The organism is Sphingobium sp., assembly GCF_032153725.1.
Lineage (GTDB): Bacteria > Pseudomonadota > Alphaproteobacteria > Sphingomonadales > Sphingomonadaceae > Sphingobium.
In genome coordinates, this window is sequence record NZ_JALDYQ010000105.1 from 1 (window position 1) to 12,746 (window position 12,746).

At 63.7% G+C, this 12,746-nt stretch carries 8 protein-coding genes, 1 tRNA gene and 1 pseudogene; 5 read left to right on the forward strand and 5 right to left on the reverse strand.

The features are described from left to right. Positions 1 to 158: 158 nt before the first annotated feature. Positions 159 to 1,076 carry a hypothetical protein gene (locus RUH75_RS21860; RefSeq protein WP_313809308.1) on the reverse strand — a complete coding sequence of 306 codons (918 nt, stop codon included), beginning with the start codon at positions 1,074 to 1,076 and terminating at the stop codon, positions 159 to 161. Between the two features lie 409 nt (positions 1,077 to 1,485). Next, positions 1,486 to 1,575: transfer RNA gene (locus RUH75_RS21865), tRNA-Ser, on the reverse strand. Positions 1,576 to 1,697: 122 nt separating this feature from the next. Between RUH75_RS21865 and hspQ the strand changes: the two genes are divergently transcribed. From hspQ to RUH75_RS21880, 3 genes are all read left to right on the forward strand, one after another. After that, positions 1,698 to 2,069: a heat shock protein HspQ gene (hspQ, locus tag RUH75_RS21870; protein WP_313809309.1), complete on the forward strand. Its 372-nt coding sequence runs from the start codon at positions 1,698 to 1,700 to the stop codon at positions 2,067 to 2,069. Continuing rightward, positions 2,026 to 2,808 (forward strand): GDSL-type esterase/lipase family protein, encoded by a 783-nt coding sequence (locus RUH75_RS21875; RefSeq protein WP_313809310.1) that lies wholly within the window; start codon positions 2,026 to 2,028, stop codon positions 2,806 to 2,808. Before hspQ ends, RUH75_RS21875 begins: the two co-directional genes overlap by 44 nt. Positions 2,809 to 2,941: 133 nt before the next feature. Continuing rightward, entirely contained in the window at positions 2,942 to 4,879 is a 1,938-nt protein-coding gene (locus tag RUH75_RS21880; RefSeq protein ID WP_313809314.1) for an OPT family oligopeptide transporter, read from the forward strand. A gap of 63 nt (positions 4,880 to 4,942) precedes the next feature. On the opposite strand, the gene RUH75_RS21885 is transcribed toward RUH75_RS21880, so the two are convergent. After that, complete coding sequence (locus RUH75_RS21885; protein ID WP_313809311.1) at positions 4,943 to 7,717, reverse strand: TonB-dependent receptor; 2,775 nt, start codon at positions 7,715 to 7,717, stop codon at positions 4,943 to 4,945. Between the two features lie 213 nt (positions 7,718 to 7,930). Between RUH75_RS21885 and RUH75_RS21890 the strand changes: the two genes are divergently transcribed. Next, positions 7,931 to 8,965, forward strand: coding sequence for a phytase (locus RUH75_RS21890; protein WP_313809315.1), 1,035 nt, complete (start codon positions 7,931 to 7,933; stop codon positions 8,963 to 8,965). 127 nt (positions 8,966 to 9,092) lie between these two features. Here the strand turns inward: RUH75_RS21890 and RUH75_RS21895 are convergent, their stop codons facing one another. Further along, positions 9,093 to 11,735: a M1 family metallopeptidase gene (locus tag RUH75_RS21895; RefSeq protein ID WP_313809312.1), complete on the reverse strand. Its 2,643-nt coding sequence runs from the start codon at positions 11,733 to 11,735 to the stop codon at positions 9,093 to 9,095. Positions 11,736 to 11,930: 195 nt separating this feature from the next. Continuing rightward, a complete protein-coding gene (gene queF, locus RUH75_RS21900) occupies positions 11,931 to 12,389 on the reverse strand; it encodes a preQ(1) synthase (protein ID WP_313809313.1) in 459 nt (152 codons plus the stop codon). 102 nt (positions 12,390 to 12,491) lie between these two features. On the opposite strand from queF, the pseudogene RUH75_RS21905 reads away from it, so the two are divergent. Further along, positions 12,492 to 12,746: pseudogene (locus RUH75_RS21905) on the forward strand (hypothetical protein); the annotation flags it as partial.

The window sequence follows — 12,746 nt, forward strand, 5'->3', positions numbered from 1 at the left end:
CGGCCAAAATCAGCGCGTTCGAGAAACCGGAATCGGCTTCCCTCCCTCTCCGCCACGACTTTTTAAGTCACCGTTTTCTCGTAACAATCTGATCAACCGTCGCTTTTTCAGCCCTCCTGCTACAAAGCGGTGAGGCGAGCGACAGCACGCCTTCGCATTCAGATTTCGAAGCGTGGAAACATAGCCATTGCTTTGGCGAGGACATCCACGGGCCAGTCGCCATACGCCTCCCCTACGCTTCGAGGGGCGTGGCCTTGAATGACATCGCGGGCCTCTGGCTCCATGCCAGCACGACGGGCTATGGTTTTATACAGGTGCCGCCAAGCGTGATTGGGCTGAACATGTGGATCATTGACGCCCAACTCCCGAACCCACTTCGCTAAACGCTCGCCCACCTTCTTCGAGTGAGGGTTTCCATCAGAACCACCACGAGCGCGGATCGGATTATAGAATAGGGGACCGGCTCCGGCCTTCCGCACTACATCCAGCAATCCCTGCTCGATCAGGTGCTCATGGATCGGCACCCAGCGCGCCGATCCTGATTTCGTCGAACCCGCCTCGGGCGTGATCCGTAATGCCCAGACACCATCAACCATGGAGAAATCGCAGCCCCGCAACTGGGCGATCTCTCCAACACGCGCCCCGCTATAGGCGCAAATCCAAGGTATCCATCGACGCCCCCTCGCGTGATCGTCGGTGATCCGACCAAAATCCCTTCCCAATGAGGCTTTCAGAATGGTCCGGGCTTCGACAGTCGAAAATCCCCGCTCCCTTACCCTAATCGCCTTGGGCACGCGAACCGTAACATCCTTCGCGGGATTCATGGATATCTTCCGATTTTCGACCGACCATGCGAACACGACCTTCGCCGCTGCCAGATACACTTCCCGGATCGTGCGGCCAGCGACGCCCTGTCCGGCCAGAGCTTCCTTCCAGCCGATAATGTCGTCGGTTGTGATCCGATTGGCATCATCATGCCCCAGATGGGCGATCAGACCCGCAACGACTGGTCGCCAGCGTTTGAGAGTGGCTGCTGATGGCTGTCGCTCCCGCGTATAGCCATCATACAAATCCATAAGCTTTGCCTTGGGTCGAGGGGGGTTGACCGATGAGCGGCGCGCTGGCCTTGGTTCGCTACCGCCCGACATGGGGTGGAAGTCAGAAATATCATGCGACCGACAATCGGCATCGACCGCCGCACCAGATCGTGCCGCATCTATCATCGTGCGAAATATTCCGATGACGGGAGCGGCGAGACGGTTCGCATCTGACTTCGAAACGCGGCCAAGGCGTCTGGTCAGATTAGTTTTGCCGATCTTCTCCCGGCAGTCCGCAGGCACGACAAGACGGACTTCGAATCCGCCATCACTCGACCGTCGCACATGCGTCATCAACCGCATTTTTGTAGCACCGCTTTGTAGCAGGAGGGCTGAAAAAGCGACGGTTGATCAGATTGTTACGAGAAAACGGTGACTTAAAAAGTCGTGGCGGAGAGGGAGGGATTCGAACCCTCGGTACCGTTGCCGGCACGCCGCATTTCGAGTGCGGTGCATTCGACCACTCTGCCACCTCTCCGCAGAAGGTTCGGCGTGTGCCGTCCCGGTCGAGCGGCGGCCATTAGCGAATGATTTCACCCTTGCCAAGCGGCCACGAGCATTTTTCTTGTCTCCGGCCACAACCATCCTAAATTGCGTCATATGAACGACATGATTCAGATTTTCGGACCCGATGTCTCCGCCCCTCCAATCGTCCATGCCGGCTTCAGCATCGGCGACGTCGTCAAGCATCGGCGCTTCGGTTTTCGCGGAGTGGTGTTCGATATCGATCCGGTCTTCGCCAATACGGAAGAATGGTATCAGGCCATTCCCGAGGATGCCCGGCCGGACAAGGACCAGCCCTTCTACCATCTGCTCGCCGAAAATGGCGAAACCAGCTATGTCGCCTATGTCAGCCAGCAGAATCTGATCGCGGACGACAGCGAGGAGCCTGTCGACCATCCCGCCATCTCCGGCATGTTCGGTCCCTATGCGAACGGCAAATATCAGCTGCGCCCGCTCCACCGGCACTGAAACCGGCCGGGCGCTGCCGGGCTGGGCGCTGCTGGGCCTCGCCCTGCTGCTCGCGCCGGGCGGGCTGTCGCGCGCGGCCGAACCGCCGCCGCCCCTGCTCAAGGTCAACCCGGACCCCGTCTTTCCTTTCTCCCGCGAGATCGAGGCCTTCGCCAAGGCCCATGAAGCGGGACCGGCGATCCGCGATGCCACCCTTTTCCTCGGCAGCTCCAGCATCCGCCTGTGGGACATTCACGGCAGCTTCCCGGACATCGGCACGGTCAATCGCGGCTTCGGCGGCGCGACGACGCCCGATGTGCTGCATTATTACAAGCGCCTCCTGCCCAAGGCAAAGCCCCGCTCCATCCTCGTCTATGTCGGGGAAAATGATCTTGCGGCGGGCGCGACGCCGGGCGAGGTCGCGACCAATATCCTGACCCTGCTCAGGCAGTTGCGCAGCGATTACCCCAAGGCGCACATCGCCTATCTGTCCCTCAAGCCCAGCCCGATCCGGTGGACGCTGTGGCCGAAAATGGCGGCGGTCAACATGACGGTGGCGGCACGGACACGCGCGACGCATTTCGATTATCTGGACGTGGGCCGCGTGCTGCTGGCCCCCGACGGCCTGCCCGACGCATCGCTGTTTCGCGCGGACGGGCTGCACATGAACCCGCGCGGCTACACACTCTGGACCAGACTGGTGGACGCCTATCTGGACGAGGCCATGGCCGCCGATCTCAAGCCCGCTTCCGCTTCCTGAACATCCCTCCCTGCACTTTCCGATTGATCCACGCCCAAGCAACATTATTACCGGACGTTTATAAAACAGGCGCAGGCAAGGGAGCAGACCAGTGAGCAGTCCAGTGACAGGCGATTCGGCCATAGCGGCTCCAATGGCGGAGCTGACGCTTCGCGGCGTCATATTGGGCGCGCTCATCACCCTGCTGTTCACCGCCGCGAACGTCTATCTGGGGCTGAAGATCGGCCTGACCTTCGCCACCTCCATCCCTGCCGCCGTCATCTCCATGGCGGTGCTGCGCCTGTTCGCGACCGGCACGATCCTGGAAAACAATATCGTCCAGACCATCGCGTCGGCGGCGGGCACGCTGTCGGCAATCATCTTCGTGCTGCCCGGCCTCGTCATCATCGGCTGGTGGCAGGGCTTTCCCTATTGGCTCAGCGCCTTCACCATCGCGCTGGGCGGCATATTGGGCGTCATGTATTCGGTACCGCTGCGCCGCGCGCTCGTCACCGGGTCCGACCTCCCCTATCCCGAAGGCGTCGCCGCCGCCGAAGTGCTGAAGGTCGGCGCAGGCTCCCGCGAAGGCCTGGAAGAGAATAAGCGCGGCCTGGCCGCCATCATCGCCAGTTCGGTCGCCGCTGCCGCCTTCTCGATCCTCGCCAAGACCAAGATCATCGCAGAGGAAGCCGCCACCTTCTTCAAATTCGGCGCGGGCGCGTCCAGCGTCTCCACCAGCTTCTCCATGGCGCTGATCGGCGTCGGCCATCTGGTCGGCCTGTCGGTGGGCGTCGCCATGTTCTTCGGCCTGCTGATCAGCTGGGTCGGCCTTGTCCCTTATCTCACTGCCCCGCTTCCCGCCGGCGCCGATCTGGCGGAGCTGGTCGGCACCACCTTCCGCATGAAGGCGCGCTTCATCGGCGCGGGCACGATCGGCGTCGCGGCGATCTGGACCCTGCTCAAGATCCTTGGACCGATCGTCAGCGGCATCCGTTCGGCGCTGGCCGCCGCGAAGGTGCGCAAGGCGGGCAATGCCGGGCTGCTCGACCTGACCGAGCGCGACCTGCCCATCGGCATCGTCGGCGGCACCATCCTCGCCTCGCTGCTGCCGATCGGCGTACTGCTTTGGATGTTCGCCCAAGGGGGACCGATCGCACTCAACCCGGTGCCGATCATCGTCCTGACGCTCGCCTACATCCTCGTCGCGGGCATCGTCATCGCGTCGGTCTGCGGCTATATGGCGGGCCTGATCGGCGCATCGAACAGCCCGATCTCCGGTGTCGGCATCCTCGCAGTGCTGGGCGCCTCGCTGATCCTGGCGGCCATCTACGGCTCGGGCGGCGACCCGAAACAGGCGCAGGCGCTCATCGCCTATGCCCTGTTCGTGACGGCCATCGTCTTCGGCGTCGCGACCATTTCGAACGACAATCTTCAGGACCTCAAAACCGGCCAGCTCGTCGGCGCGACCCCCTGGAAGCAGCAGGTCGCCCTCGTCCTCGGCGTGATCTTCGGCGCGCTGGTGATCCCGCCGGTGCTGGACCTGCTGAACAGCGCCTTCGGCTTCGCGGGCGCTCCCGGCGCCAAGGCGACCGCGCTCCCCGCCCCGCAGGCGGCGCTGATTTCCGCCCTGGCCAAGGGCGTGCTCGGCGGCGATCTCGACTGGAATCTGATCGGCTTCGGCGCCGGCATCGGCGTCATCGTCGTGCTTGTCGACGAGTTGCTGGGCAAGGCGGGCAAGCTGCGCCTGCCGCCGCTGGCCGTCGGCATGGGCATTTACCTGCCCATGGCGCTGACCCTGCTGATCCCGGTCGGCGCGGTGATCGGCCATGTCTATAATCGCTGGGCGCTGCGCCAGTCCCACCCCGAATTTGCCGAGCGCATGGGCGTACTGATGGCGACCGGCTTCATCGTCGGGGAAAGCCTGTTCGGCGTCGCTTTCGCGGGAATGGTCGCGGCAACCGACAGTGACGCGCCGCTGGCGCTGGTGGCGGAAAATCCCTGGGCGGTGCCGCTTTCGGTGGTCGCCTTCTTCACCGTGATCGCGGCGCTCTATGCAAAGCTGCGCCATTGGGCGAGTGCGCCGCTGGGGTGAACAGGCGTTGCGCTGCCCACCCCCTGCCCCCCCCCTCCCGCTTGCGGGAGGGGGAAAGCGGCCTCAGAAGTTGAACCGGATACCGCCCGTATAACGACGGCCAAAGCGTTCCCACTCGATCGTCTGCCCCGTGATGCTTTTCGTCGGGATGCCCGTTGCGGTCAGCAGGCTCGCCGGATCGGAGAAGCGGCGGCCCGGATGGTTGAGCAGGTTCGACGCATCGAAATAAATCTCGAAATTCTTCGTGACCGCATAGCGGGCCGAGAAATCCAGCTCGTCATCCGAATCCCAATAGGTGTCGCCCGCATCAGCGAGCGTATCGGCGATGGTGTCCAGCCACTTGCTGCGGTTCTGATATTGCAGGCGCAGCGATAGGCCATATTTCTCATAATAGCCGCCGATATTATAGACGAAGTCGGACGTGCCCGGCAGGCGCACCTTGCGCGCCGGGATGCCGTCGACGCCGGGCTTTTCGACCCTGCTATTATTCAGGGTAAGATTGGCAGAGATGCCGAAGCCGCCCAGAAATTCCGGCAGGCCCAGACTATCGGTCCAGGGTTCCAGCTGGAACTGCGCCGCTGCCTCCATGCCATAGATGCGGCCCGACCCGCCATTGGCGATGCCGGTGAACACATAGGTCGACCGATCAAAGCCATTGCCGTCGAGCGCGTTCGAATGGAAGGTGCGGCTCTGCCGGTACAACACATCCTCGACATGCTTGTAGAAGGCGCCGACCATGAAATAGCCCTGCGGCTTCACATACCATTCGAAATAGGCGTCCACGCCATAGGCCCGCTCCGGCTTCACCGCCGGATTGCCGCCCGATATGGTCTGGGCGACATCGTCAATCACCACATTGGGGCGCATCTGGTCATAATCGGCCCGCGCCGCGCCGCTGTTGAAGGACAGGCGCAGCTTCTTCGTATCATCGACATTATAATTGATGTGCAGGCTGGGGAAGGCCAACGTCTGGGTCGCTTCCGCAGTGGTCCCCGTGGCGAAGCCATGGTTCCTGACATGCTCGACCCGCACGCCGCCCACGGCCGAACCCCAGTCATAATTCACCGTCCCCATCAGGAAACCGGCGAACACTTCTTCGCGCACCGTGTAATTATTGGCGGTGTTCGGCGTGAAGGCATAGGCCGCCTGCGCCGCGTCCGACGCCGCCCGCATCTGATCGACATCGAAATAGCGGAAGGTGTAGCCCATGGGAATCTTGCCCAGAAACGCCTGATCCGTCGAAAACTGGGTGTAATCGGTCGGCATGATCGTCGCGGCCTGCGCGGCGCTGAGCGTGATCTGCTGCTCATCGGCGGTCTTGGTGCGGCGGTCATATTGGAAGCCCGCCTTCAGCGTCGCATGCTCCAGCTCGCGCGCCAGCACGACGCGGCCGGTATAGGCCTTGGTCGTGTCCACCGCGTCCAGCACGGTGAAGCCCGACAGCGGCTTGGTGAAATCATCGATCGCCGTCACCTGCGCGCCCGCCGCATAGCGCGTCGGGCTGGCCAGTTGCAGCGTGCGATACAGCGTCAGGCGCGAATGGTCCGGATCGCTGAAATCATAGGAGACGGTCGGGCGCAGCGTGCGCGTGCTGGGGCTGTCCCAGCTCGCCTCGCCCACGACCGAGCGGTCATCCTTCGATTCGGTATAATTGCCGACCCAGCTCAGCTTCCATCCGTCGGCAAATTCATGATCGCCCGCCAGCGTGTTGGTGAAGATCGACTGGCGATAGGCGCGCAGCGTCGAACGCTGGCGAATGTCGATGCCATAAATGGTCCCCTGCTGCGGCGTGTTGCCGATGCAGACATCGGCATAACCGCTGGTGGTGGGCGTCGTATTCACCGTCGTCGGGCAGGCGGCCGTGCTGGTCGACAGGTCCGACTGGCGGTCATCCAGGTCGAAACGGTAATTGTCGCGCGCCTCATCGTCGGAGAAGATGGTGTAGACCGACCGCAGGGAGATGCTGTTCGCATCGTCCGGTTTCCAGTCCAACCGTCCCGACACCGACCAGTTCTTGCGGGTCAGGCGATACAGCTTGTTCTCGGTTTCCGCGACCCAGAAGCGGGTGGCGCTGCCGGGGCGGCGATCCTGCGACACCTGTTCATAGTCATTCTCGAAATTGTCGGTGACCATGTTGCGTTCATAATAGCTGCCCGACAGCAGCACGCCGATTTCACCGATGCCGGTCTGGAAGCGGTCGGACACGACCAGCGCGCCTTCATATTCCCTCTTGTCGCCCAATTCGGCAAAGCCCATGCCCGACTTGCCCGCCAGATGGAAACCTTCATAGTCGAAGGCGGAACGGGTGATGACGTTCACATTGCCCGCGACCGTTTCGCCCGGCATGTCAGGCGTCACCGCCTTCGACACGATGATCTTGCCGGCAATGGCGGACGGGATGGAATCGAAGCGCGCGTCGCGGCCTTCCGGGCTCACCACATTGATGCCGTCGAACGACAGGGTGGTCCAGGTCTTGGGCGAACCGCGCAGGTTGATGTAGCGGGCCTGCCCCTGATCACGCTCGACGCTGATGCCGGGCAGGCGGCTGGCGGCCTGGGCGATGTTCTGGTCAGGCAGGCGACCCACGGAATCCGACGCGGCCACCGTGACCAGCGAATCCGAATTTTTCTGGATTTCCAGCGCCGCAGCCTCGGATTCCGCGATCGGACGCGTTCCGGTGACGACGATCGAGCCCATATCCTCTTCGGCGGCGGGCGACGATATTGCGGGTTGGGCCATGGCGTCCGACGATGCGAAGGCCCAGCCCGCAATGCCGCACACCAGAGCCAGACGAGCGATCGTGGCGCCGGCGCGCGGCCGGACGAACATATGCTGCATGATATCCCCCTGTTGGAAACAGCCTTGTCGAAATGGCTTGGCGGGGCACCTAAAGCCGCCGCAATACAATCCCGTGAAATAACGACGACAAATCAGTGACATGTGCGGCGATATTTGCGCCCCGCCTGTCACATTCCCGTCATGCGGCGCGTTCAGGAGGCACCGCGAAACGGAGGAACCATGATCAGACAGTCATCTGCCGGCCTTGGCGCCATGCTCCTGCTCGGCGCCTGCGCGGCCATGACGGCCGAACCGCCTCTGGCGCGGCGCATCGCCCATGCGACGCCGGCCGCATCGGTGACCGCGCGGGGAGAAACCACGCCGGTCGGCACGCCCAATGCCGACGCGGCGGACGATCCGGCAATCTGGCGCAATGCGGCCGACCCGGCGCGGAGCCTGATCGTCGGCACCGACAAGAAGGCCGGGCTGTATGTCTATGGCCTGGACGGCAAGACCCGCGACTTTCTCGACGCGGGCCGGGTCAACAATGTCGACCTGCGCGACGGCGTGGCCATCCATGGCCAGAGCGGCATCCTCGTCGTCGCCAGCGACCGCAACGACGTCGCCAACGCCCGGCTCGCCCTCTTCCGCCTCGATCCCGCCACCGCCAGGCTGACGGCGCTCGGCAAGGTCGATGCCGGCCGGGGCGAGGCCTATGGCATCTGCATGTATCGCGATCGGCAAGCGACCTATGCCTTCATCGTCCTCAAGGACGGCACGGTGAACCAGATCGCGCTCGATGCCTCGGGCGCCGCGCCGACCGGCACGATCGTCCGCACCCTGAAACTCGGCACCCAATCGGAAGGCTGCGCCGTCGACGACCGCACCGGCATCCTCTATGTGGCGGAGGAAGATGTCGGCCTCTGGCGCTTCGACGCCCGCGCCACCGGCCCGGCCACGCCCACGAAGGTCGCGGCGGCGGATGGCAGGAATCTCGTCATGGATGCCGAAGGCGTCGCCATCGCGCCCATCGGAGAAAAGGACGGCTATGTCCTCGTCTCCAGCCAGGGCGACAATGCCTATGTCGTCTATCGCCTGATCGACGACAGCTATGCCGGCCGCTTCCGCGTGGTCGACGGGACGATTGGCGGGTCGGAGGAAACCGACGGCATCGACCTGATGCTCGGTGACTTCGGACCGAACTATCCCGGCGGGCTTTTCGTCGCGCAGGACGACCACAACGCCACCGCGGCACAGAATTTCAAGCTGGTCGCCTGGGATGACATCGTGCAGGCGCTGGGACTCTAAAAGGGATCGTCATCCCAGCGAAAGCTGGGATCTCGTGCCTCCAGCACGGCACGCGATCGCCTGAGGCCCCAGCTTTCGCTGGGGTGACGAAGGGTGGGCGATGGATCACTCCACCGCCCTTCCTCATTTACTTCTTCGCAAACCATCCCACCAACGCCGGCTTCAGCCGCGCCCGCGTCTCGATCCGCGTCTTGATCGCGGCGATGGAGCGATCCACCACCTTGCGCGATTCCGGCGTCAGATATTGGGTCGCATAGCCATCCAGCTTCACCGCCATCGCCGGATCGGCCGAATTGCCGCCCAGCCGCGCAATCGCCTGAGAGCGCGCCGACACGTCGATCATCGCCTCATATTGCTGCCGGTGCGCCAACACATAGTCCACCGCCAGCATCGAATGCTCCGACCCCACGGCGGAGATGATCGCCGCGCTGGTGGTCTTGCCCGGCTCGTCGGTCATGGCGAGGTCGAGCGCCTTCTTCGCCAACGCCTCATCCTTCGCCACGCCCAGCAGCGCGAAGGTCGTGCTCTTCTCAAGGTCGCTCTTCGCCCCATTGGCCATGGCGCGCAGCTTCTCCCAGGTCGCCGCATCGGCATTTTCGGCAATGATCCGCAGCCAGACATTGCGCAGCGGCCCATCCAGCGCCGTCGGATTGCCCGCCAGCGCGGCAAAGCGCCTGTTCGCCTCGGCCACCACGGCCTTGTCGCCCATGCCGCCCAGGGTCGACACCAGCGCCGAACGCAGCACCGGCACCTGCGCCCCCTCGCCCGCCCTGGCGTCATAGCCGACGCCCGCCAGCACCGGGCTGAGCTTCTTCGACGCATAGGCGGCAACCCGCGCCTGCGCGGCCTTGTCGCTCTCCAGCATGGTGTGTGCGCTGTCCAGATAGTCCGGCACTTCGGCCAACACCGCCGGGCTGGCCGAAGCGGGCACCGCATCCACCAGATCGAGCGCCAGACCGATGGGCTGATAGCCGCCCAGCCCCAACTGGAAATTGTCCGCCAACAGGCCGATCTGGTCCATGGACGCCAGTTTGGTGAAGGCCTTGACCAAAGAGCGAAGATTGGCTTCGGGATAGAGCGAGCGGTAATAGCCCGTCTGCCCCGCATTGATGACATAGGCGCCGCAGCCCGGCAGCGTGACCTGCGCCGACCCGTTCAGGATCAGCCGCTGCTGCGCCCCGCCAATGGCCTGCGCCATCACCGGCACATTCCACTTGAGCGGCGCCTTGTCCTTGCGGTCGCGGCTGAACTCGCCTTGGCTCAGCGACAATAGGGTCGACCCGCCCCGGCATTGCGCGCTGTCCACCTTCACCAGCGGAATGCCCGGCTGGCTGGTGAAATCATGCGCGATGCCGACCACGCCCTTGGCGCCCGCGCCCTCGACCGCCTTCCACAGATCGTCGGTCACGGTGTTCCCATAGGCATGGCTCTTCATATAGGCGCGGATGCCCGATCGCCATGCATCCTCGCCGGCGAAGCCCTCCAGCATGGTGATGACCGCCTCGCCCTTTTCATAGGTGATGTCGTCGAACGCCTGATTCACCTCATCGACGGTATGGATCTTCTGGAGGATCGGATGAGTCGTCGCCAGCGCGTCGAGCGTCATCGCCCGCTCGCGCCCGCCGACACGGCTGAGCAGCATTTCCCATTCCGGGTTCAGCTTGTCCGTGACCTTGGTGGCCATCCAGCTGGCGAACCCTTCGTTCAGCCAGAGATCGTCCCACCAGGCCATGGTGACAAGGTCGCCGAACCACTGGTGCGCCATTTCATGCGCGACGATGGAGTAGATCGTCCGCCGCGTGCTTTCGGAGGTGAAGCGCGGATCGACAAGCAGCGCCCGTTCAAAGGTGAAGATCGCGCCCCAATTCTCCATGGCGGAGAAAAACTGGCTCTGCCCCGGCCCGGCGACATTATCCAGCTTGGGCAGCGGGAAGGGCACGCCGAAATAATCGTTATAATAGGGCAGAATCGCCGCCGAGGCATCCAGCGCCAGCTGCGCCTTGCCGGTATTGCCCTTGCCGGTGATCACGCCGACTTCGGTATTCCCGGCCATCCTGGTCGCGCGATCCAGCTCGCCCAGACCGAAGAACAGCAGATAGGAGGACATTTTGGGCGAGGTACCGAACGTCACCAGCTTCCTGCCCGTTCCAGCATCGGTGCTGCCCTTGACCGGCATGTTGCTGACGGCAAGCTGATCGGCGGGGATGACGGCGGACAGGTCGAAGGTCGCCTTGTAGCTCGGCTCGTCGAAACTCGGCACGAAGCGGCGGGCGTCCGGCGCCTCGAACTGGGTGAACAGCGCGCGCTTCGCTTTCCCGGCGTTATCGGTATAGTCGAGCGCGAACAGCCCGTTCGCCTGCGTGTTGATGACACCCGCATAGTCGATGGCGAGCGTGTAGGTCCCGGCGGCCACCGGCTTGCCGAAATCGAAGGTCACGGTCTGCGCATCGGCGTCGATCTTCGCGCTTCCCTTCACCGCCTTGCCTTTTGCCGGGGTCAGCGTGACGCTGCTGACGGTCAGATCGGCGGCGTTCAGCACCAGCACGGGCATGGCCTGCGCCACGGTGACATCGATCGTCGCCTTGCCGCTGAACTTCAGATTCGCCGCGTCGGGCGTCACCTGAATCGCATAATGGCTGGGCGCGGCGCCACGCGGCAGCTGGGTGGTGACGCCTGCGCCCGGACCCGCGGGCGCCTGCGCCAGAGCAGGAGCCGCCAGACCAAGAGGCGCAGCCGCCAGCATCAGCGGAAGAATCTTCGAAAAGGACATGAGGTTCGCAACTCCGACACGTTGGAACGGCACGGCAGAAATGCGCCGCGCCCTGATGACAGGGGGATCGGCTCTTTCGCCTCACCGGTCAAGCCGGACGCCCCGCCGCCAATGTCGTTGGTCGAACCCTATTGTTCGTTTGTTAAACAAGGCATCGCCGTCATCACAGCGCAGGCTGGGATGACGGTGGTGGGGTTACCCCCTCCCCCGATATCCCGGCACATCCTGGGACGGCAGCCAGAGCCCCGCCGGCGGCTCCCCCGATTGCCAGAACACATCGATGGGAATCCCGCCGCGCGGATACCAATAGCCCCCGATCCGGAGCCAGACCGGGTTCATCTCCGCGAACAGCCGCTCGCCGATCCCCACGGTGCAATCCTCATGGAAAGCCGCATGGTTGCGGAACGCCCCCAGGAACAGCTTCAGCGACTTCGATTCAACGATGGTCGCGGCAGGCGCATAGTCGATCACCAGATGCGCGAAATCCGGCTGCCCCGTCACCGGACAGAGCGAGGTGAATTCCGGCGCGGTGAAGCGCACCAGATAGGGCTTGCCCGGCCGGGGATTGGGCACATAATCCAGCACGGCCTCTTCGGGACGGGCGGGCAGGGCACTGGTCTGCCCCAGATGGATCGGAATCGGCGTGTCAGTCATGGACAGGCCATCTACGCGATTGCACGGCACATGTCATCGTCACGCCTCTCTTGCCTTTCGTTCATGGCCGGTTCACTGGATCTTATGCCTTGGCTGCCACCCATGGGGTCCCGTTTCTCGCTTCTGTTCGCCGCGCCGCTGCTGTTGGCCGCGCCCGCCTTTGCCCAGCAGGAAAATGGCACGGAACCGGTCTTCAACCTGCCGCGCAACCAGCCGCAAACCAATCCCGACAAGCAAGGCCCCGAACTCGATGTCTTCCGTGGCGCGCCCACGACGGTAACGCCACCGCCGGTCGTCACTCCGACGATCCAGCTCCCGCCCCCGGTCACTCCCAATATTCAGCCCGCGCCGCAACAG

Excerpts from the sequence above, each read along its gene's own strand:
- RUH75_RS21860 (WP_313809308.1), bottom strand. The coding sequence starts at position 1,076 with ATGGATTTGTATGATGGCTATACGCGGGAGCGACAGCCATCAGCAGCC.
- hspQ (WP_313809309.1), top strand. The coding sequence starts at position 1,698 with ATGAACGACATGATTCAGATTTTCGGACCCGATGTCTCCGCCCCTCCA.
- RUH75_RS21875 (WP_313809310.1), top strand. The coding sequence starts at position 2,026 with ATGCGAACGGCAAATATCAGCTGCGCCCGCTCCACCGGCACTGAAACC.
- RUH75_RS21880 (WP_313809314.1), top strand. The coding sequence starts at position 2,942 with ATGGCGGAGCTGACGCTTCGCGGCGTCATATTGGGCGCGCTCATCACC.
- RUH75_RS21885 (WP_313809311.1), bottom strand. The coding sequence starts at position 7,717 with ATGCAGCATATGTTCGTCCGGCCGCGCGCCGGCGCCACGATCGCTCGT.
- RUH75_RS21890 (WP_313809315.1), top strand. The coding sequence starts at position 7,931 with ATGCTCCTGCTCGGCGCCTGCGCGGCCATGACGGCCGAACCGCCTCTG.
- RUH75_RS21895 (WP_313809312.1), bottom strand. The coding sequence starts at position 11,735 with ATGTCCTTTTCGAAGATTCTTCCGCTGATGCTGGCGGCTGCGCCTCTT.
- queF (WP_313809313.1), bottom strand. The coding sequence starts at position 12,389 with ATGACTGACACGCCGATTCCGATCCATCTGGGGCAGACCAGTGCCCTG.